At 68.9% G+C, this 21,118-nt stretch carries 21 protein-coding genes; 7 read left to right on the top strand and 14 right to left on the bottom strand.

All coding sequences use genetic code 11. The annotated features are described in order from the left end of the window. Positions 1-35: 35 nt before the first annotated feature. Positions 36-200: a hypothetical protein gene (locus tag MKK55_RS05515; RefSeq protein WP_243933661.1), complete on the bottom strand. Its 165-nt coding sequence runs from the start codon at positions 198-200 to the stop codon at positions 36-38. 448 nt (positions 201-648) lie between these two features. Here MKK55_RS05515 and MKK55_RS05510 point away from each other — a divergent pair, with 448 nt between their 5' ends. From MKK55_RS05510 to MKK55_RS05485, 6 genes are all read left to right on the top strand, one after another. Then, complete coding sequence (locus MKK55_RS05510) at positions 649-1,122, top strand: formate dehydrogenase subunit gamma (protein WP_147726809.1); 474 nt, start codon at positions 649-651, stop codon at positions 1,120-1,122. 8 nt (positions 1,123-1,130) lie between these two features. Continuing rightward, complete coding sequence (locus MKK55_RS05505) at positions 1,131-2,690, top strand: formate dehydrogenase beta subunit (protein ID WP_243933720.1); 1,560 nt, start codon at positions 1,131-1,133, stop codon at positions 2,688-2,690. 10 nt (positions 2,691-2,700) lie between these two features. After that, the gene (fdhF, locus tag MKK55_RS05500) at positions 2,701-5,562 is read left to right on the top strand and encodes a formate dehydrogenase subunit alpha (RefSeq protein WP_147726811.1); all 2,862 of its coding nucleotides are present in this window, start codon (positions 2,701-2,703) and stop codon (positions 5,560-5,562) included. Between the two features lie 87 nt (positions 5,563-5,649). Further along, positions 5,650-5,943: a formate dehydrogenase subunit delta gene (locus MKK55_RS05495; protein ID WP_147726813.1), complete on the top strand. Its 294-nt coding sequence runs from the start codon at positions 5,650-5,652 to the stop codon at positions 5,941-5,943. 142 nt (positions 5,944-6,085) lie between these two features. Then, positions 6,086-7,741 carry an OFA family MFS transporter gene (locus tag MKK55_RS05490; protein WP_243933660.1) on the top strand — a complete coding sequence of 552 codons (1,656 nt, stop codon included), beginning with the start codon at positions 6,086-6,088 and terminating at the stop codon, positions 7,739-7,741. Positions 7,742-7,799: 58 nt separating this feature from the next. Continuing rightward, positions 7,800-8,702 carry a LysR family transcriptional regulator gene (locus MKK55_RS05485; RefSeq protein ID WP_147726817.1) on the top strand — a complete coding sequence of 301 codons (903 nt, stop codon included), beginning with the start codon at positions 7,800-7,802 and terminating at the stop codon, positions 8,700-8,702. Between the two features lie 84 nt (positions 8,703-8,786). Here MKK55_RS05485 and rpmG read toward each other — a convergent pair whose 3' ends face one another. From rpmG to glnA, 12 genes are all read right to left on the bottom strand, one after another. Then, entirely contained in the window at positions 8,787-8,954 is a 168-nt protein-coding gene (gene rpmG, locus MKK55_RS05480) for a 50S ribosomal protein L33 (protein ID WP_147726819.1), read from the bottom strand. 147 nt (positions 8,955-9,101) lie between these two features. Next, entirely contained in the window at positions 9,102-9,839 is a 738-nt protein-coding gene (locus tag MKK55_RS05475) for an NUDIX domain-containing protein (protein WP_147842849.1), read from the bottom strand. Continuing rightward, entirely contained in the window at positions 9,796-10,254 is a 459-nt protein-coding gene (locus MKK55_RS05470) for a DUF983 domain-containing protein (RefSeq protein WP_243933658.1), read from the bottom strand. The genes MKK55_RS05475 and MKK55_RS05470 overlap by 44 nt, the downstream gene beginning before the upstream one ends. A 27-nt stretch (positions 10,255-10,281) precedes the next feature. Continuing rightward, positions 10,282-12,618, bottom strand: a complete 2,337-nt coding sequence (gene rnr, locus MKK55_RS05465; RefSeq protein WP_243933657.1) for a ribonuclease R — start codon at positions 12,616-12,618, stop codon at positions 10,282-10,284. Between the two features lie 260 nt (positions 12,619-12,878). Then, entirely contained in the window at positions 12,879-13,217 is a 339-nt protein-coding gene (locus MKK55_RS05460) for a hypothetical protein (RefSeq protein WP_147728935.1), read from the bottom strand. Positions 13,218-13,295: 78 nt separating this feature from the next. Next, complete coding sequence (locus MKK55_RS05455) at positions 13,296-13,874, bottom strand: NADPH-dependent FMN reductase (RefSeq protein WP_243933656.1); 579 nt, start codon at positions 13,872-13,874, stop codon at positions 13,296-13,298. A gap of 50 nt (positions 13,875-13,924) precedes the next feature. After that, a complete protein-coding gene (locus tag MKK55_RS05450; RefSeq protein ID WP_243933654.1) occupies positions 13,925-14,560 on the bottom strand; it encodes a VOC family protein in 636 nt (211 codons plus the stop codon). 528 nt (positions 14,561-15,088) lie between these two features. After that, positions 15,089-15,289 carry a hypothetical protein gene (locus MKK55_RS05445; RefSeq protein ID WP_243933652.1) on the bottom strand — a complete coding sequence of 67 codons (201 nt, stop codon included), beginning with the start codon at positions 15,287-15,289 and terminating at the stop codon, positions 15,089-15,091. Between the two features lie 214 nt (positions 15,290-15,503). Further along, positions 15,504-15,830 carry a hypothetical protein gene (locus MKK55_RS05440; protein WP_243933651.1) on the bottom strand — a complete coding sequence of 109 codons (327 nt, stop codon included), beginning with the start codon at positions 15,828-15,830 and terminating at the stop codon, positions 15,504-15,506. A gap of 323 nt (positions 15,831-16,153) precedes the next feature. After that, positions 16,154-16,426, bottom strand: a complete 273-nt coding sequence (locus MKK55_RS05435) for a hypothetical protein (RefSeq protein WP_147727914.1) — start codon at positions 16,424-16,426, stop codon at positions 16,154-16,156. A 148-nt stretch (positions 16,427-16,574) separates the two neighbouring features. Beyond that, complete coding sequence (locus MKK55_RS05430) at positions 16,575-17,081, bottom strand: RNase A-like domain-containing protein (protein WP_243933649.1); 507 nt, start codon at positions 17,079-17,081, stop codon at positions 16,575-16,577. Between the two features lie 156 nt (positions 17,082-17,237). Beyond that, positions 17,238-18,647 carry a type I glutamate--ammonia ligase gene (glnA, locus tag MKK55_RS05425; protein ID WP_147727913.1) on the bottom strand — a complete coding sequence of 470 codons (1,410 nt, stop codon included), beginning with the start codon at positions 18,645-18,647 and terminating at the stop codon, positions 17,238-17,240. A gap of 366 nt (positions 18,648-19,013) precedes the next feature. On the opposite strand from glnA, the gene MKK55_RS05420 reads away from it, so the two are divergent. Then, positions 19,014-20,033 (top strand): glutamine synthetase beta-grasp domain-containing protein, encoded by a 1,020-nt coding sequence (locus MKK55_RS05420; protein ID WP_147727912.1) that lies wholly within the window; start codon positions 19,014-19,016, stop codon positions 20,031-20,033. 139 nt (positions 20,034-20,172) lie between these two features. Here the strand turns inward: MKK55_RS05420 and MKK55_RS05415 are convergent, their stop codons facing one another. Then, positions 20,173-21,111, bottom strand: a complete 939-nt coding sequence (locus MKK55_RS05415) for a glutaminase (RefSeq protein WP_147727911.1) — start codon at positions 21,109-21,111, stop codon at positions 20,173-20,175. Positions 21,112-21,118 lie beyond the last annotated feature (7 nt).

The following is a 21,118-nucleotide window of genomic DNA, read 5'->3' as shown; positions in this document are numbered from 1 at the left end:
AGACGCGTCGGGTTGCGCGCTAGGGGCGCGTCGCCTCAGTCCTGGTCGGGCTCGTCGGTCTCGGCCCGGTCGCGATCGTGGACCGGGCGCGGGTGCGCCGTCACCGGCGGGAACAGCTCGGCGAGCCCGGCGGCCACCCCGTAGAGCACCGGATCGGACCCGGGGCCGGAATGCGGCGGGTGGAGATCGCTCTTGACCATGGAATTCGTCACCTTCGGCGCCCTATTCATCCCGTTGCCAGCGCCGTCGTAAGCCTGACGGACAGCTCCAAGACTGCCCTTAGGGCTTGTCAAGTCGTGCTTTGGTCCAGGGTTTCATGCCGGCGAAAAGAAAGTTTCGGTGTGCCCGTCGATGGTTGCAGACGAACGCGGGCCGAACCATCCGAGGGTTGAGGCCGGGATGCGAACCGGTAGTTTATTGCACGGCAGCATGACGTGCGCTCCGAGGCTCCGTTCTGTTGCGGTGCAGCATGACAAATCGGACGCGTTGAAAATGCCGCGCTCGCGGGTTCGTCCGTAGGGAAGCAGAGGGCCGGACCCCCGATTTCGACAGAAGACCTTTGTCGAGCGACCGATCTGCACGATTGAATGCAATCGGCATTTCTGTTCCAGTCGCCACTTAGAACGGGAACAATCTGGGCAGGAAATCATGCCGCGTTTCGAGCCCTGGGATGCGCAGCGCGCTTCCGGGATCATCGCCGAGCACCGTCACCTGGAAGGCGCCACCCTTCCGATCCTGCACGCGCTGCAGGAGACCTTCGGCTACGTGGATGCCGGCGCGGTGCCTCTGATCGCCGATGCGCTCAACCTGTCGCGGGCCGAGGTCCACGGCTGCATCACCTTCTATCACGACTTCCGCGCCCACCCGACCGGCCGGCACGCGGTGAAGCTGTGCCGCGCCGAGGCCTGCCAGGCCATGGGCTCGGACCGGCTGCACGCCGAGATCCTGTCGCGCCTCGGCACCGGCTGGCACGGCACCACCGCCGACGGGAACGCGACGGTCGAGCCGGTCTACTGCCTCGGCCTGTGCTCCAACGCCCCGGCGGCGCTTGTGGACGGCGAGCCGATCGCACGCCTCACCGCCGACAGCCTCGACGCCGCCCTCAGCGAGGCGCGCGCATGAGCACCCCCATGAGCATCACCCTCTACGTCCCCCGCGACGCCGTGGCCCTCGGCCTCGGCGCCAACCGCGTCGCCCGCGCGCTGTTCTCCGGCGCCGAGCGCCGCGGCCTCGACGTGTCGATCGTCCGCACCGGCTCGCGCGGCCTGTTCTGGCTCGAGCCGATGGTCGAGGTCGCGACCCCCGAGGGCCGCGTCGCCTACGGCCCGGTGACGCCCGCCGACGTCGACGCGCTCCTCGATGCCGGCCTGGCGGAGGGCGGCGACCACCCGCTCCGCCTCGGCGACCCGGAGGCGATCCCGTTCCTCGCCCGCCAGCAGCGGCTCACCTTCCACCGCTGCGGCGTGATCGACCCGGTCTCGGTCGACGACTACAAGGCCCATGGCGGCTATCGCGGCCTCGAGGCCGCGTTGCGGCTCGGCCCCGAGGGCACCGTCGGCGAGGTCCGCGAATCCGGCCTGCGCGGCCGCGGCGGCGCCGGCTTTCCCGCCGGCATCAAGTGGAACACGGTGATGCTGGCGCAGTCGCACCAGAAATACGTGGTCTGCAACGCCGACGAGGGCGATTCCGGCACCTTCGCCGACCGGATGATGATGGAGGGCGACCCCTTCAACCTCATCGAGGGCATGACCATCGCCGCCGTCGCCGTCGGCGCCACGCGGGGCTACATCTACCTGCGCTCCGAGTACCCGCAGGCCTTCGCGACGCTGAAGGAGGCCATCGCCAACGGCATCGCGGCGGGCGTCCTCGGCGACGACGTGATGGGCTCGGGCAAGAGCTTCCACCTCGAGGTCCGGCTCGGCGCCGGCGCCTACATCTGCGGCGAGGAGACCTCGTTGCTGGAGAGCCTCGAGGGCAAGCGCGGCATCGTCCGCGCCAAGCCGCCGATCCCGGCGCTGAAGGGCTTCCTCGGCCAGCCGACGCTCGTCAACAACGTGATGACCTTCACGGCGACGCCCTGGATCCTGGAGCACGGCGCCAAGGCCTACGCCGATTACGGCATGGGCCGCTCGCTCGGCACCCTGCCGATCCAGCTCGCCGGCAACGTGAAGCACGGCGGGCTGATCGAGACCGCCTTCGGCATCACGCTGCGCGAGGTGATCGAGGGCTACGGCGGCGGCACCTTCTCCGGCCGGCCGGTCCGCGCGGTGCAGGTCGGCGGCCCGCTCGGGGCCTACTTCCCCGATCACCTGCTCGACACGCCCCTCGATTACGAGGCGATGGCGGCCAATAAGGGTCTCGTCGGCCACGGCGGCATCGTCGTGTTCGACGACACCGTCGACATGGCGAAGCAGGCCCGCTTCGCCTTCGAGTTCTGCGCCACCGAATCCTGCGGCAAGTGCACCCCGTGCCGCATCGGCGCGACCCGCGGCGTCGAGACGATGGACAAGGTCATCGCCGGGATCAGCCCGGAGAAGAACCTCACCGTCATCGCCGACCTCTGCGAGGTCATGACCGACGGTTCGCTCTGCGCCATGGGCGGGCTCACGCCGATGCCCGTGATGAGCGCGATCACCCATTTCCCCGAAGACTTTTCGCGCGCGGGCGACCTGCCCGTCGCGGCGGAATAGGGAGGCGTCCATGGCCCTCATCAAAGAGATCGACTACGGCACCCCGATCCGCGTCAGCGATCAGACGGTGACGCTGAGCATCGACGGCATGGACGTCACCGTCCCGGCCGGAACGTCGGTGATGGCCGCCGCGATGACGGCGGGCACGCAGATCCCGAAGCTGTGCGCGACGGACTCGCTGGAGCCGTTCGGCTCCTGCCGCCTCTGCCTCGTGGAGATCGAGGGGCGGCGCGGCACGCCGGCCTCCTGCACCACGCCGGCCGAGAACGGCATGGTGGTGCGGACGCAGACCGACAAGCTCGCCAAGCTCCGCAAGGGCGTGATGGAGCTCTACATCTCCGACCACCCGCTGACCTGCCTGACCTGCGCCGCCAACGGCGACTGCGAGCTGCAGGACATGGCCGGGATCGTGGGCCTGCGCGACGTGCGCTACGGCTACGACGGCGACAACCACGTCGTGCCCACCGCCGAGAAGTACCTGCCGAAGGACGAGTCGAACCCGTACTTCACCTACGATCCGTCGAAGTGCATCGTCTGCAACCGCTGCGTCCGCGCCTGCGAGGAGGTGCAGGGCACCTTCGCGCTCACCATCGAGGGCCGCGGCTTCGACAGCCGCGTGGCGGCCGGCAACACCAACTTCATGGAATCCGAGTGCGTGTCCTGCGGCGCCTGCGTGCAGGCCTGCCCGACCGCGACGCTCCAGGAGAAGTCGATCCACGAGCACGGCCAGCCCGAGCATTCGGAGGTCACGACCTGCGCCTATTGCGGCGTCGGCTGCTCGTTCAAGGCGGAGATGCAGGGCACCAAGATCATCCGCATGGTGCCCTACAAGGGCGGCAAGGCCAACGAGGGCCACAGCTGCGTCAAGGGCCGCTTCGCCTACGGCTACGCCACCCACAAGGACCGCATCACCAAGCCGATGATCCGCGAGAAGATCACGGATCCGTGGCGCGAGGTGTCGTGGGAGGAGGCGATCGGCCGCGCGGCCTCCGAGTTCAAGCGCATCCAGGCGACCTACGGCCGGGACTCGGTCGGCGGCATCACCTCGTCGCGCTGCACCAACGAGGAGGCCTACCTCGTCCAGAAGCTGGTGCGCGCCGCCTTCGGCAACAACAACGTCGACACCTGCGCCCGCGTCTGCCACTCGCCGACCGGCTACGGCCTGATGTCGACGCTCGGCACCTCGGCCGGCACGCAGGACTTCAAGTCGGTCGAGCAGTCCGACGTGATCCTGGTGATCGGCGCCAACCCGACCGACGGCCACCCGGTCTTCGGCTCGCGGATGAAGCGGCGCCTGCGCCAGGGCGCCAAGCTCATCGTCGCCGACCCGCGCAAGATCGACCTGGTGAAGTCGCCCCACATCAAGGCGACGCACCACCTGCCGCTGAAGCCCGGCTCCAACGTCGCCTTCATCAACTCGATGGCGCACGTGATCGTCACCGAGGGGCTGATCGACGAGGCCTACGTGCGCGAGCGCTGCGACCTCGCCGAGTTCGAGTCCTGGGCCCGCTTCATCGCCGACGAGCGCCACTCGCCGGAGGCGCAGGCGCAATACACCGGCATCGACCCCGTTGAGCTCCGCGCCGCCGCCCGGCTCTACGCCACCGGCGGCAACGCCGGCATCTACTACGGCCTCGGCGTCACCGAGCACAGCCAGGGCTCGACCATGGTGATGGGCATGGCCAACATCGCCATGGCCACCGGCAACATCGGCAAGCTCGGCGCCGGCGTGAACCCGCTGCGCGGCCAGAACAACGTCCAGGGCTCCTGCGACATGGGCTCATTCCCGCACGAGCTGCCGGGCTACCGCCACGTCTCGGACGACGCCACCCGCGAGAGCTTCGAGGCGCTCTGGGGGGCCAAGCTCGACAACGCGCCGGGCCTGCGCATCACCAACATGCTCGACGAGGCCGTCGATGGCGCCTTCAAGGGCATGTACATCCAGGGCGAGGACATCGCCCAGTCGGACCCGGACACCCACCACGTCACGTCCGGCCTGATGGCGATGGAGTGCATCGTCATCCAGGACCTGTTCCTGAACGAGACCGCCAAGTACGCCCACGTCTTCCTGCCGGGCGCCTCGTTCCTGGAGAAGGACGGCACCTTCACCAACGCCGAGCGCCGGATCTCGCGCGTGCGCAAGGTGATGCCGCCGATGGGCGGCTACGGCGACTGGGAGGGCACGATCCTGCTCTCCAAGGCGCTGGGCTACGAGATGGACTACAGCCATCCGTCGGAGATCATGGACGAGATCGCGGCGCTGACGCCGAGCTTCGCCGGCGTCTCCTTCGCCAAGCTCGACGAGCTCGGCTCGGTGCAGTGGCCCTGCAACGACAAGGCGCCGATGGGCACGCCGATGATGCACGTCGACCGGTTCGTGCGCGGCCTCGGCCGGTTCATGATCACCGAGTTCGTGGCCACCGAGGAGCGCACGGGGGCGAAGTTCCCGCTCATCCTCACCACCGGCCGGATCCTGTCGCAGTACAATGTCGGCGCGCAGACCCGGCGCACCGAGAACTCGCGCTGGCACGAGGAGGACGTGCTGGAGATCCACCCGTTCGACGCCGAGGTCCGCGGCGTGGTCGACGGCGACCTGGTCTCGCTGGAGAGCCGGTCGGGCGACATCGCGCTCAAGGCGCGTATCACCGAGCGGATGCAGCCGGGCGTGGTCTACACCACCTTCCATCACGCCAAGACCGGCGCGAACGTCATCACGACGGACTTCTCGGACTGGGCGACCAACTGCCCCGAGTACAAGGTCACGGCGGTGCAGGTCCGGCGCACCAACCGCCCGTCGGACTGGCAGGCGAAGTTCTACGAGGAGGACTTCTCGCTCACCCGCATCGCGCAGCAGCTCGACGCGGCGGAGTAGCGGCAGGCCTTTCCCTCCCCCTCTGCGGGGGGAGGGACACGCGCTGCTCGCGCATCGTTCGGCAACGCAGGCAAGCAAAGGTTTTCGATGAGCGCGCTGACGAGCGACGAGAAGCTGGTGCGGATGGCCAACCAGATCGCGTCCTTCTTCCGGTCCTACCCGGATGACGAGGCCGTGACCGGCATCCACAAGCACGTGGTCGCGTTCTGGACCCCGAAGATGCTCGCGAGCCTCGAGGCCTGCCTGCCGGCGATGGGCGAGCGGGTCGACCCGCTCGTGGTCCGCGCGATGCGCGAGGGCCGGACCGAGGCCGAGAGCCCGGTGCGGTCCGCCACCCGCGATCCGCAGAAGCTCGGCGAAGGTGCGAGCGACGCCGGTTGACGCCGACGCGGTTTTGTCATGATCGGACGGATGAAACGTCCGACTCGTCGACATCCGCGCATAGTCGCGCTTGAATTCAATCCTTAGAATTCACCTCGATTGACGGCCCGCTCAACAGGGCCGCTTCGGGGGAACCTCACCGATGACCGCACGGGCCGCCGACGTCACCTTGCTGCGCGAGCGGCCGACATCCTGGTTGTCGCGCGAATACATCGTCGCGAAACCCGGGTTCAACCGCTGGCTCGTGCCGCCGGCGGCCCTGGCGATCCACCTCTGCATCGGCATGGCCTACGGCTTCTCGGTGTTCTGGCTGCCGCTCTCGCGCGCCCTCGGCATCACCGCGTCGAAGGCCTGCCCGGACATGTCGCTGGCGACCGCGCTGGTGACCACCACCTGCGATTGGCGGGTGGCCGATCTCGGCTGGATGTACACCCTGTTCTTCGTCTTCCTCGGGGCCTCGGCCGCGGTGTTCGGCGGCTGGCTCGAGCGGGCGGGGCCGCGCAAGGCCGGCATCGCCGCGGCTTTGTGCTGGTGCGGCGGCATGGCGATCTCGGCGCTGGGCATCGTCACCCATCAGCTCTGGATGATGTGGCTCGGCTCGGGCGTGATCGGCGGCATCGGCCTCGGGCTCGGCTACATCTCGCCGGTCTCGACCTTGATCAAGTGGTTCCCGGACCGGCGCGGCATGGCCACCGGCATGGCGATCATGGGGTTCGGCGGCGGCGCGCTGATCGGCTCGCCGCTGGCGGCGATACTGATGGACGCGTTCAAGTCGCCGACCTCGGTCGGCGTGTGGCAGACCTTCCTGGTGATGGCCGCCGGCTACTTCGTGTTCATGATGGCCGGCGCGCTCGGCTACCGCGTGCCGCCGGCCGGCTGGAAGCCCGAGGGCTGGAGCCCGGCGCCGGCCAAGGCGGGGATGATCACCAACGGCCAGGTCCACCTCGACGACGCGCACAAGACCGCGCAGTTCTGGCTGATCTGGGCGGTGCTGTGCCTCAACGTCTCGGCCGGGATCGGCGTCATCGGCATCGCCTCGCCGATGCTGCAGGAGATCTTCGGCGGCCGCCTCGTCGGCGCGCCGGACGTGGGCTTTTCCGCCCTCGAGGCCGGCCAGAAGGCGCAGGTCGCCGCGATCGCGGCGGGCTTCGTCGGGCTGCTGTCGCTGTTCAACATCGGCGGCCGCTTCTTCTGGGCCTCGATGTCGGACAAGCTCGGGCGCAAGACCACCTACGCGATCTTCTTCGCGCTCGGCATCGCGCTCTATGCCGGCGCGCCGTCCTTCGCCGCCGCCGGCTCGCAGGCGCTGTTCGTGCTCGCATTCTGCGTCATCCTGTCGATGTACGGCGGCGGCTTCGCCACGGTGCCGGCCTATCTCGCCGACATCTTCGGCACGCAGTTCGTCGGCGCGATCCACGGGCGGCTGCTCACCGCGTGGTCGACGGCCGGCATCGTCGGGCCGGTGGTGGTCAACTACATCCGCCAGGCGCAGGTCGATGCCGGCGTCGCCGGCTCGCGCCTCTATGACGGCACCATGTACATCCTCGCCGGCATGCTGGCGCTCGGCTTCGTCGCCAACCTGCTGGTGCGCCCGCTCAAGGCCAAGTGGTTCATGTCGGACGCCGACGTGGCGGCGCTGAACAGCCGGGGCGCGGCGGGGACGATCCCCTCGGGCTCCTTCGGCATCGGCCGCGGCGGCTTCGGCCTGGCGGCGCTCGCCGCCTGGGCCGTCGTCGGCATCCCGATCGCCTGGGGCGTGTGGACGACGCTCGCCAAGGCGCTGATCCTGTTCCGCTGAGCGGGCGCGGCCGGCCGAATGGGTATAGCCTTCCCGGCACGCCGCCGGGGAGGGTGCCATGATCGACAAGCTCGACTTCCTGCTCGCGCTCTCGCGGGAGCAGCATTTCGGGCGCGCCGCCGAGACCTGCGGCGTCACCCAGCAGACCCTGTCGGCGGGGGTGAAGCAGCTCGAGAACCGCTTCGGGGTGCAGCTGGTGCGACGCGGCTCGCGCTTCCAGGGCTTCACTCCGGAGGGCGAGCGCGTGCTCGAATGGGGCCGGCGCATCGTCGCCGACAGCCGCGCCATGCACGAGGACGTGGCGGGCCTGCGCCGCGGCCTCACCGGGCACCTGCGCATCGCCGCGATCCCGACCGCGCTGCCGATGGTGGCCAACCTCACCACGCCCTACCGCGAGAAGCACCCCGACGTGCGGCTGACGGTGGAATCGACCACCTCGGCCGACATCTTCTCGTTGATCGAGAACCTGGAGGCCGATGCCGGCCTGACCTACCTCGACAACGAGCCGCTCGGCCGGGTGATCTCGGTGCCGCTCTACCGCGAGCGCTACCGGCTGCTGACCGCGGAAGGCGGCGCCTTCGACGCGCGCGCCTCGGTGACCTGGGCCGAGATCGGCCGCCTGCCGCTGTGCCTGCTCACGCCGAACATGCAGAACCGGCGCATCATCGACCAGCAGATCCGCGACGCGGGCGGCGAGCCCTCGGCCTCGCTCGAATCGAACTCGATGATCGTGCTGATGACCCATGTCCGCACGCTCAAGTGGGCGAGCGTGATGCCGGCGATCCTCGCCGACGCCCTCGGGCCGATGGTCGGCGTGCGCGCGATCCCGATCGTCGCGCCGGAGCTGGAGCACACGATCGGCCTGGTGGCGCCGCGGCGCGAGCCCTCCACCCCGATGATCACGGCGCTGGTCGCCATCGCGCGGACATTGGCGAAGACGCTCGACGCGCCGGACCTGTAGGAGCGCCGCACCGGCGTGCACGAAAAAGGCCGCCTCGGTCGGGGGCGGCCTCGTCGTCCGATCCGGGCTGCCGGACCGAAACGCTTACTTGATCTTCGACTCTTTGAAGTCGACGTGCTTGCGCACGACCGGGTCGTACTTGCGCTGCGTCAGCTTCTCGGTCTGCGTGCGGGAGTTCTTCTTGGTGACGTAGAAGTAGCCCGTGTCGGCGGTGGAGACGAGCTTGATCTTGACGGTGACGGCCTTGGCCATGGCGGGCGCTCCTGGGGCTTCGCGGCATTCCGCAAGCGCGAAACGCAAAAGGGCCGGGCGTGGCCGGCCGAATACCGGCGGGTGAATGCCCGATCGGGCCGGGGCCGTCAAGGTGGGGACCCGCTCGGGCGCCCCGCGGCCTGGGCCCTACAGCACCGTGCGCTCGCGCCGGCCGCGGCGCTCGGCGTGGAACGGGATCGGGCGGTAGGGCGCGAAGTCGACCGCGACCTGGGCTTCCAGCTCGTCGAGGATCATGCCGGTGATGGTCGGCAGGTCGAGCTTGCGCGCGGCGGCGAAGGTGAACCACGCGAGCTCGGTGAGTTCCGACGCCTCCGAGACCCGGCCCGGCTCCTCGGCGGCGATGGCACGGCGGTCGACCGTGAAGAAGCGGGTGTCGAAGCGGCGCACGCGCTTCGGCGGCGTGATCGCGCGGGCGACGAAGTGCAGCGCCTCGAGGTCCGGCAGCACGCCGTGGGCGGCGAAGGCCTCCCAGCCGGCCGGCACCTCCTCCGGCGGCCCGTATTCGCGGGTGCCGACGAGCAGGCCGGTCTCCTCGAAGGTCTCGCGGATGGCGGCGAGCGCCAGCGCGCGGCCGAGATGGTGGGGCGGGCGCACCACCTGCCGTGTCAGCGCGGCCTCGGCGTAGTCGGGCAGCGCGCCGGCCACCGGCATGCGCCTGTCGCTCGCCTCGATCCGCCCGCCGGGAAACACGAACTTGCCCGGCATGAAGGCGAGGCCGGCGTTGCGCCGCCCCATCAGCACCTTCGGCGCGCGGGTGCGGCGGTCGAGCACGATCAGCGTCGCGGCGTCGCGCGGGCGCAAGGCCGCGGACGGTTTCGGTTTAGGGCCGGAGGGGGGACGCGCCGTCGAGGCCGGGTCGGTCAAGGTGCGCGTCCTCCGGCCCCGCGTCGGGCTTAGCTCCCGGTAGCGTGGCGAAGCCGTGCATGCCAAGCGCGTATTGCAGCCCGACCACCGCGCCCTTCACCGGCTGGAGCAGCCCGAGCGCCAGCGCCAGCGTCACTACCGGCCAGACGCTGAGCGAGACCCAGAGCGGCACGTCGTAGTTCAGCTCCGATTCGAGGATCAGGTAGCCGATCACGTGGGCGACCACGAAGATCACCAGGTAGGGCGGCAGGTCGTCGGCGCGGTGATGGTGCAGCTCGAGCCCGCACGCGTCGCATTCGGGCCGGACCTTGAGGTAGCGCCCGAAGATTCGGCCCTCCCCGCAATGCGGGCAGCGGCCGACGAAGCCCCGCGCCATCGAGCGGACCAGGCCGGTACGGGTGGGGGGCTCGCGCATCATGCCGTCACCATACACCCTGCCGCCTCATCGGCGCGAGCCGCGGTGACGCGTGCCCGCGTTGCGGATGCCGGCGGGGCGGCCGCTCGGGGCGGCCTTGAAGGCGCGGCCGCCGGGCGCCTGGGTGCCGGAGGCCTTGGTTCCCGCCCGGGTGCGCCCTTCCGACAAAAGCTCGAAGCGCAGCGCGCCGGCGACGGGGGCGGCCTCGACAAGCTTCACCTCGACCTTGTCGCCCAGCCGGAAGGTCTCGCCGGTGCGCTCGCCGACCAGCGCGTGGCGGCCCTCCTCGTGGCGGAAGTAGTCGGCGCCCAGCGTCGAGATCGGCACGAAGCCGTCCGCGCCGGTATCGGCCAGCTTGATGAACAGCCCGGCCCGCGTCACGCCGGCGATCTGGCCGTGGAAGGTCGCGCCGACCCTGTCGGCGAGGTGGTGGGCGATCAGCCGGTCGATGGTCTCGCGCTCGGCCGCCATGGCCCGGCGCTCGGCCGCCGAGATCTGCTCACCGACCTGCGCGAGGTCGGCGGCCGTCACGTCCGGCGAGAGCCCGTCCGAGCCCATGCGCCCGGCAGCGATCAAGGCCCGGTGGACGATGAGGTCGGCGTAGCGCCGGATCGGCGAGGTGAAGTGGGCGTAGCGGCGCAGGTTCAGCCCGAAATGCCCGAGATTCTCCGAGCCGTAGACGGCCTGGGCCTGGCTGCGCAGCACCACCTCGTTGATGAACAGCGCGTGCTCGGTCTCGGCCACCGCCGCGAGGATGCGGTTGAACAGGGCCGGCCGGAGCGCGCCCTCCTTCGGCAGCTTGACGCCGCACGAGGCGAGCACCTCGCCGAGCGCGCGCATCTTCTCGATCGCCGGCTCGTCGTGCACCCGGTAGATCAGCGCCTGGCGCGCACCCTCGAGCGTCTCGGCCGCCGCGACGTTGGCCTGGATCATGAACTCCTCGATCAGCCGGTGCGCGTCGAGGCGCTCCGGCACGATCACCCGGTCGACCGCGCCGTCCGGGGTCAGCAGCACCTTGCGCTCCGGCAGGTCGAGCGCCAGCGGGCCGCGCCGGTCGCGCGCCTCGCGGAGCGCCGCGTAGGCGGCCCAGAGCGGGCGGAGCGCCGTGTCGAGCAGCGCATTCGCGGCGTCGTCGCCGTGCCCGTCGATGGCGGCCTGCGCCTGGGCGTAGGAGAGCTTGGCGCGCGAGCGCATCATCACCCGGTGGAACGTGTGCTTGCGCTTCGTCCCGTCGGCGGCGACCACCATCCGCACCGCCAGCGCCGGGCGGTCCTCGCCCTCGCGGAGCGAGCACAGGTCGTTGGAGATGCGCTCGGGCAGCATCGGCACGACCCGGTCGGGGAAGTAGACCGAGTTGCCGCGCTCCAGCGCCTCGCGGTCGAGGGCCGAGCCGGGGCGGACGTAGGCCGCGACGTCGGCGATCGCCACGGTGACGACGAAGCCGCCGGGGTTGCCGGCGTCGTCGTCGGCCTCCGCCATCACCGCGTCGTCGTGGTCCTTGGCGTCGGGCGGATCGATGGTCAGCAGCGGGCGGTCGCGCCAATCCTCGCGGCCCTTCATCGTGGCGGGCTTGGCCGCGTCGGCCTCGGCCAGCGTCGCCTCCGCGAACACGTGCGGGATGTGATGGAGGTGCAGCGCGATCAGGCTCACCGCCTTCTCGGAGCCGAGCGAGCCGAGGCGCTCGCGCACCCGGCCGCGCGGCAGCCCGAAGCGGGTCTCGCGCTCCAGCGTGACGCTGACGAGGTCGCCCTCGCGGGCCTCGCCCTCCTCGCCGGGCGGGATCAGGATCTCGCGGCCCTGCGAGCGCTTCTCCACCGGCACGATGCGGCCACCTTGGGCGCCCTCGCGGAACACGCCGATGATCTCGGCCTTGTTCTTGCCGATCACCTTGACGACGCGGCCGGTGTAGCGCCCGTCGGCGCCGTCGGGCTCGACCCTGAGCAGGGCGCGGTCGCCGATGCCGGCGGTCAGGCCCCGCGGCTTGCGGCCGCCGCGCGGCGCGTGGAGCACGATGGTCGGCGGCTTGCCCGTCCCGTCGCCCGTCCCATCGCCCTTGCCGGCATCCCACTCGGCGGGAAACGCCAGGAAGTCGCCGTTGCGGTCGCGCGAGCGGATGTCGGCCAGCACCACCGGCGGCAGGCGCCCGGCCTTCGACAGGCCGCCGCGCCCGCGGGCGATGTCGCCGTCCTCCTCGATCTCCTTGAGGATGCGCTTCAAGCCGATCTTGTCGGCGCCCTTGATGCCGAAGGCCTGCGCGATCTCGCGCTTGCCGACCGTGTCGGTCGCCTGCGCGATGAAGGCGACGATCTGCTCGCGCGAGGGGAGGGACGGCTCCCCCGCCTGGGTGTTGATGCGTTTGGCCAAAGGCTGTTCAGCTCGCTCGCGCCGCGCGCGGCGACGGTTCTGTTCGGGGATCGCGATCGAGGACCGCGCGTCTGTTCCCCAACATGGTGCTGCGCCCGATCCGGAGCAACATCGGCGCCGCCGGCCCTCGACAGGCGTCGGTCGCCGGTCTCCGCCCGGAGAGCATTTTCAAGCGGGGTGGATCCGGGCCCGCATGAAGACGATACGACCTCACGACAGGACAGAGCATCGTCCGCGATCCCTGGATCACGGACGATGCTCTAGCCGGTGGAGGCCGACTTGCGGATCGTCTCGACGGCGGCGTCCACGTCGAAGCCCGGCGCGATCAGGTCCTCGAGGGCGAACGGCGCGGCCCGCGGCAGGGTCAGGTTCACCTGGCCCTCGGCCGGCTGGAGCTCCGGCGCCTCGGCCGCCTTGATCGCCAGGGTCCAGGCGCCGTCGATGCGCAGCGATGCCGCCTCCGGCGGGTCGGCCGCCAGCGCCGCGAGCTTCTCCCGCGCCGCGTCGCGGCAGGCGAGGCTCGTCCGGTCGTCGGAGATCAGCGCCGCCTTGATCAGCTCGGCCAGGGCGTCCCGGACCCGTTCCACGCTCTCGTTCATGCCCAGCTCTCGTTGATGCCACGCCCGTCCTGCGACCCGCGGTCCCCGGCGCGTGGCAATCGCGGTGCCACTCGGCGCTCAGTACGGCGTGCCCTTCTGCCGCTGGGCCTTCAGCGCCTCGGCGTACCAGGCCAGCTCGTCGAGGAACTTGCTGGCGGCCTTGGTCAGCCACGGCTCGGCGGCCGTGCCCGCCTCGTCCAGCGCCTTGCCGACCCGCGGCACCGGCAGCAGCGAGGGGATGCTCGGCATGCCGAGCTCGGCCAGCATCGCCCGGAGCTGCATCGCCGCGCGCACGCCGCCGTACTGCCCGGCCGAGTAGCAGCAGATTGCCGAGGGCCGCCAGTAATACTCCTCCAGGAAGTGGTCGAGGGTGTTCGACAGGGCCGGCGGCACCGAATGGTTGTACTCGGCCGAGACCACGGCGAAGGCGTCGGCCCGGCGGTAGAGCGCCGCCAGCGCCTCGAGCTTCGGCGGCGCCTCGCCCTTCGGGTGCTCCTTGTACATCCGGTCGAGCAGCGGCAGCTGCAGCTCGGCGGGGTCGACCAGCGGCGCCTCCCAGCCGCGCCGCTCCAGCTCGGCGATCAGGAATCGCGCGACGCGAAGACCCTGCCGGTCGGAGCGGACGGAGCCGAGGATCACCGGGCAGACGAGGGCCATGGGACGGTCTCCTGCAGGGGGCCTGAACGACGCGCCGATCGCGCTGCCCGTCAGGATAGCACGCGCAGGCCGTGGGGCGTCGCGATCTCGGCGCGGTAGCCGAACGCCCCGGCCCGGACCGCCGGCGCGTCCGCGAGCCGAAGCGTCCGGTACAGGGCGGCGATCCGGTCGGGATCGGGGTGCGTGAGGGTGAGGCCGGCGAGCCGGCAGCCGAGATCGGGCATCGCGCCGGCCGGGTGCGGGCCTTCGCCCCACGTCATCGGGCAGGGTAGGGCGCCGTCCTCGGGCCAGGCGCCGTCGCGGCGGACGGCGAAGTGCCAGCGCAGGGCGCCGCGGCTGACAGCGAGCGCATCGCCGAACAGGCCGGGATGGCGCCCGAGCAGGCCGTCGAGGTCGCCGGTGCGGGCGACCCAGCCGCGCAGGCGCCGGCCGGCCTCCCAGTCGGCCCGCACGCGGGCGCCGTCGTCGAGGCCGAACCAGCGCGGGCGGCCGGGCGGCGCGGCCGCCGCGTCCACCGCGATCACCTCGAGGAAGGTCGCCGGGCCGAGGCGCAGCAGATGGTTGCGGGTCGCCAGCTCGCGGTGGCGCCCGCCCTCGGGCATGTCGACGCCGAGGCCGTCGCGGACATGAGCCACGCCCGCGGCGAGATCCGGTGCGACGATGACAAGGTGGTCGAGGGTGAGCATGGATCGATCCGCTGATTCGAACGATCAGGGTCCCAAAGCGACCGGCAACGCATTCCGAGGGGGCGTGATTGACCGTGACGACGATCGATCCCACCCCTGATCATAGAACCACAAACCGGGGGATTCCAAAGGGATCATCCCTTTGGCGGGGGCTCGGGGCCGAGCCCCGAGGATCATGCAGGGCCCTGGCCTGCACCCGCGAAAGATCTCGGGCCTTTCGAAACCCGGACGGGTCCGGGGAAGGATCCGTTCTTCACCGTCGGACGATCACCATGCTTCCATGGCACGCTTCAGGCCTCGGCGACCTGCCGTGACTTCTACCGCATCCCTGTCATCGACAGCCTTCGCCGGTTCCGAGCTGCCCTGCCGGCTTCCGAGGCGGGCGTTACAATCTGTCCCGCACCCGTTTGAGAAAACCTCTCAGCTCGGCGCCGTCGTGAAACACGATATCGGCGGACGAGGACCACCACAGTTTCCGCAAGTCTTCATCTGAAAATTCGTCTGCGGTGATCGAGCTGAGATATTCCCTCAGTCTTGCGGTTCTTCCGCATCCTTCAAAGGCGATAAGACGGTACGGATCATTTCCTCTTCGCTCGACGCGTCATCGAGAAGATCTTGATAGAATTGCAGGCTGAAATCACAAAATTCCGCAGATAGCTTCATTTCGGCTGCCTTCTGCAGGGGGAAATGCGGCCCGGATAAGAAATCCGCGCGGGGAAGTCGGGTCATGTCTCGACTCGACGCCGACACCACGTCTGTCGCGCATATAAATAACGCTGTCGTCCGTGTGATTTGCGAAGTGTATTGATGCTATCATCGAGATACGGCAACTCAGACCTTCTTCCAGTATGAACATGAAATCTGCAATAGAGGGCAGGTCATGCGGGATATGGAGATTTCATAGGAGGGATCGCGCATCGCAAGGATGAATTCGGGCCAGATATCAGAGCCGATCTCGTAATCTTTTCAGCAGCTCACGCAGCCCAGCGCTATCACGAAACACGGTGTCTGCGGACGACGACCACCAGATTTCTTGCAGATCCCTATCGTCTACATGATCCCGCGTTATCTCGTCGAGATACGAACGCAGGCGCGCGCGTTGTTGCGGATTCGAGAATGGAGACAAGACCGAATCGATTAATTTCGCTTCTGTTTCAACGTCGTCCAATATGCCCGAATAAAATTGAAGTGATAATTTTTCGAATTCCGGTGGCAGCTGCATGTCGATCCCCGTCACTCCGTGGATATGCGGCTCGGACGCAAGAGCCACGCGCCGAATTCAGGTCATGGATCAAGTAAAAACCAGCACTGCGATTATATTTGATATACAAGCTACCTTGATTGCAGCAGCTCGGCATCCGAGGCGTCGTCGCGCGTGATCCCGTCGAGGAAGTCCTGCAGGCGGATCCGCTCCTGGCCGGTGAACGGATCGAGCACGATGTCACAGACCTCGTCTTCCGGGTCGTGTCGAGGTCCTGGTAGAAATCCAGGCCGAGCCGATGGAATTCCGACGTGGGTTCGAGGCGCGGCTTCGCCATGGCGTCTTCCCTCTTCCCTCTGCGGCGTCCGGACCCGATCCCTCGGATTCTCTGGTCAGAGCCGGTCGCGGGCGCCGGCCAGGAAGGCGCGGAGATCCTGCACGGTGGGGAAGTAGATGTCGGCGTCCGTCTCATTCCACAGCCGTTCCAACGTCGCGTCGGACGCCTCGCGGACGGCCCGGTCGATGAACTGCCGCAGGCGGACGCGTTCCTCGCCACGAAAACGTCTGAGACCGAAATCGTACATCTCCTCGAGCGTCGGCGCGATGCGATCGATGTCCTGGATGTACCAGCGGGCAAAGGTCAGGAATTCCGGGGCGGCCTGCATGTCGATCTCAGTCGTTGCGCGGATAGGCGGTATGGATGCGGTACCCGCGGGGACTGCCCGGATCGTGAACGATGAACATTCCGACATCGTAGGTCGTGCGCAGATACGGCTCGAGCTGCCCCGCCGTGTAGGCTTCCGGCCCGGTTCTCTATCCGAAACGGGATGTCATGAAGGCATCGTCCCTTCTACCGGTTGCGACGTCATCGACCTCCGCAGCATTCTGCTCCAGTGTTCGATCGACAAAGTCGTTCGCAGTCTCCACCGGCTCGAAAGAGCCATCGCGCTTCAGGCCGTAACTGATGACCGGGAACGTCCTTCTGCTGGCCAGGACGCGACCCATCATCTCCGCATCCGTCTTGCCGACATGCTCGCGAAGCGTATGCCCGCCGCGCGCCTCTTCCTCGGAGAGCAAGACCCTGTACCGGCGGTCGGCATCGTCCGAGACGTGGAAGATCCGCGCATCGTCGGCGAAATCATGCCCGTCGCCCGTATCGCCATCCGTCCATTGGCCCCCGCTCGGGTTCCCGGCCGGCACGCGGGGTTGGTCGGCGTGATACGCACGCAGCGACAGGCGCAACCGCAGGAAGGCGACCTCCACGCGGTACGCGGCGATCAGCCATCTCGCCCGCAAAAGGCCCGTCGCGCCTGACGCCATGGACTGCACCCCTCGGATCTTCCTATATTCCTACACAGGAATATAGTCAGAAAAGCGAGGCTCTCCGCGGTTCTCAAACGCGAAGCGCCGGAGCCTCGAGGAGGCTCCGGCGCTTCGTCGTGGGCGATGGGAGCGGGCGTCGCGCCCGCCCCGGCCTCAGAGCGAGTAGTACATCGTGAACTCGACCGGGTGCGGGGTCATCTCGTAGCGCATGACCTCCTCCATCTTCAGGGCGATGAACGAGTCGATCTGGTCGTCGGTGAAGACGTCGCCGGCCTTGAGGAAGGCGCGGTCGCGGTCGAGGTTCTGCAGCGCCTCGCGCAACGAGCCGCAGACGGTGGGGATCTTCTTCAGCTCGCGCGGGGGCAGGTCGTAGAGATCCTTGTCCATGGCCGCGCCTGGATCGATCTTGTTGAGGATGCCGTCGAGCCCGGCCATCAGCAGCGCCGAGAAGGCGAGGTAGGGGTTGGCCATCGGATCGGGGAAGCGGACCTCGACGCGCTTGGCCTTCGGGCTCTTCGTCCACGGGATGCGGCAGGAGGCCGAGCGGTTGCGCGCCGAGTAGGCGAGCAGCACGGGGGCCTCGTAGCCCGGCACCAGGCGCTTGTAGGAGTTGGTCGACGGGTTGGTGAAGGCGTTCAGCGCCTTGGCGTGCTTGATGATGCCGCCGATGTACCACAGGCATTCCTGGGAGAGGCCGGCGTACTTGTCGCCGGCGAAGATCGGCTTGCCGTCCTTCCAGATCGACTGGTGCACGTGCATGCCCGAGCCGTTGTCGCCGAAGACCGGCTTCGGCATGAAGGTCGCGGTCTTGCCGAAGCTCTGCGCCACGTTGTGGATGCAGTACTTGTAGATCTGCATATGGTCGGCGAGCAGCGTCAGCGTGTCGAACTTCATGCCGAGCTCGTGCTGGGCGCTGGCGACCTCGTGGTGGTGCTTCTCCACCTTCACGCCCATGCCCTGCATCGCGGCCAGCATCTCGCCGCGCATGTCCTGGGCCGAATCCTGCGGCGGCACCGGGAAGTAGCCGCCCTTGGTGGCGACGCGGTGGCCGAGGTTGCCGCCCTCGTAGTCCGTGAAGCCGTTGGTGGGCAGCTCGGTCGAATCGAGCTGGAAGCCGGTGTGGTACGGGTCGGCGCCGAACTTCACGTCGTCGAACACGAAGAACTCGGCCTCCGGGCCGACGTAGATCGTGTCGCCGATGCCGGTGGACTTGAGATAGGCCTCGGCGAGCTTGGCGGTGCCGCGCGGGTCGCGCGGGTAGGGCGCGCCGGTCGAGGGCTCGAGCACGTCGCAGACGATGACCATGGTGGCCGCCGAGAAGAACGGGTCCATCGTGGCGGTCGCCGGGTCCGGCATCAGCAGCATGTCGGATTCGTTGATCGCCTTCCAGCCGGCGATCGACGAGCCGTCGAACATCGTGCCTTCCTCGAAGATCTCGTCGTCCACCAGGCTGACGTCGAAGGTGACGTGCTGCCACTTGCCGCGCGGGTCCGTGAACCGGAAGTCGACATACTTGACGTCGTTGTCCCGGATGGTCTTGAGCACCTCGGCCGCTGTCGTCATCGTGGACGTCCTCCTGACATTCGTGGGCCGCCGCACCGTGCCGTGCGCCGGACGTGGGCTCCATACAGCCCGCGACGCCGTCGTGCCAACCGAAGGGGCCGGGAAATCGTCGTCGCGCGCCGGCGCGCGCGGCCTCGGACGACGGGCGGTGCCGCCGCATCGCCCGCGCCCGAACCGAGCGGGGCGGCCCTCTCTGAGCCCGACGCTCACGCGGAGTTGACTGCCTCGGCCGCGCGGGGACGGGAACCGCCGGCGGGACGGCGTTTCGCTGGCACGGTCCCTGCTAGCGGGGTCTCGGTCGTCGGAAGCCCCGGAGCGGCTGCCGTTCCCGCTGGCTTTTCATCGTTAACGGACGAGAGACTCGGAATGACGAAATACAAACTCGAGTATTTGTGGCTCGACGGGTACACGCCGGTCCCGAATCTTCGCGGCAAGACCCAGATCAAGGACTTCGACGGCTTCCCGACCCTCGAGCAGCTCCCGCTCTGGGGCTTCGACGGCTCATCGACCCTGCAGGCCGAGGGCGGCTCGTCCGACTGCATGCTCAAGCCCGTGCGCCACTTCCCCGATTCCACGCGCAAGAACGGCGTGCTGGTGATGTGCGAAGTGATGATGCCGGACGGCAAGACCCCGCACCCGTCGAACAAGCGCGCCACCATCCACGACGACCCGGGCGCCTGGTTCGGCTTCGAGCAGGAATACTTCTTCTACAAGGACGGCCGCCCGCTCGGCTTCCCGTCGACCGGCTACCCCGCGCCGCAGGGCCCGTACTATTGCGGCGCCGGCTACTCGAACGTCGGCCCGATCGCGCGCCAGATCGTCGAGGAGCACCTCGACCTCTGCCTCGACGCCGGCATCAACCACGAGGGCATCAACGCCGAGGTGGCCAAGGGCCAGTGGGAGTTCCAGATCTTCGGCAAGGGCTCCAAGAAGGCCGCCGACGAGATGTGGGTCGCGCGCTACCTGCTGCAGCGCCTGTGCGAGAAGTACGGCATCGACGTCGAGTACCACTGCAAGCCGCTCGGCGACACCGACTGGAACGGCTCGGGCATGCACGCCAACTTCTCGACCACCTACCTCCGCGAGACCGGCGGCAAGGAATACTTCGAGAAGTTGATGGCGGCGTTCAAGGAGAACCTCGACGACCACATCGCCGTCTACGGCCCCGACAACCACATGCGGCTTACCGGCAAGCACGAGACCGCGGCGATCAACCAGTTCTCCTACGGCGTGGCCGACCGCGGCGCCTCGATCCGCGTGCCGCACTCCTTCGTCAACAACGACTACAAGGGCTACCTGGAAGACCGCCGTCCCAACAGCCAGGGGGACCCCTACCAGATCGCCTCGCAGATCCTGAAGACGGTCGAGTCGGTTCCGACCCACTGAGGTCCGGGATTTCGGCCTTACGCGGCGGCGCGGGTCTTCGGATCCGCGCCGTCTTTCGTTCCCCGGGCGCGTGCCGGTCGGAACGCGGCCCCCCCTCTCCCGGAGGGGAGAGGAGGCCCTTCGGCGCTTCGCGGAGAGCTCACGCGCCGAAGATCGACCAGCCCATGCGCTTGGTCAGGCTTTCCAGCGCGATCCGGCCGAGATGCGAGTTGCCGGATTCGTCGAGGCCGGGCGACCAGACCGCGATCGAGGCCCGGCCCGGGGCGATCGCCAGGATGCCGCCGCCGACGCCGCTCTTGCCCGGCAGGCCGACCCGGTAGGCGAACTCGCCCGAGCCGTCGTAGTGGCCGCAGGTCAGCATCACCGCGTTGATGCGGCGCGCGCGCTCGGGCGGGATCACCGACAGGCCGGTGGCGGGGTTCCGGCCGGAATGGGCCAGGAAGCGCCCCGCCGTGGCGAGCTGCCGGCACGACATGCTGATCGCGCAATGGTGGAAGTAGACGCCGAGCGTGTAGTCGACCGGGTTCTCGACCACGCCAAAGGACTTCATGTAGTTGGCCAGCGCCACGTTGCGGAAGCCGGTGCGCTTCTCGGACGCCGCCACCGCCTCGTCGATGGCGATGGTCGGGTCGTTGGCGAGCGCCTGCATGAAGCGCAGGATCTCGCCCAGCGCCTCGCGCGGCTGGTGGCCGGACAGGATCACGTCGGTCACCGCGATCGCGCCGGCATTGATGAAGGGGTTGCGCGGAACGCCCTGCTCGCGCTCCAGCTGCACGATCGAGTTGAACGGGCTGCCCGAGGGCTCGCGCCCGACGCGCTTCCACAGGGCGTCGCCGACCATGCCGAGCGCGAGCGTCAGGGTGAAGACCTTCGACACGCTCTGGATCGAGAACGGGGTCTCGCTGTCGCCGGCCGCGGCGATGGTGCCGTCGGCATCGATCACGACGAGGCCGAAGGCCTGCGGGTCGACGCGGGCGAGCTCGGGGATGTAGCGCGCGACCGTGCCCCGGTCGGAGCGCTGCCGCATCTCGTAGGCGATCTCCTCGACCACGCTGCGCAGGTGCGGAGCGAGGCTCACGCGCCGC

It is taken from the genome of Methylobacterium sp. J-059, assembly GCF_022829485.1.
In the GTDB taxonomy this organism is placed as follows: Bacteria; Pseudomonadota; Alphaproteobacteria; order Rhizobiales; family Beijerinckiaceae; genus Methylobacterium.
Note: the sequence above shows the minus strand (reverse complement) of the source record. Positions and strands in the feature narration are given on the sequence as shown.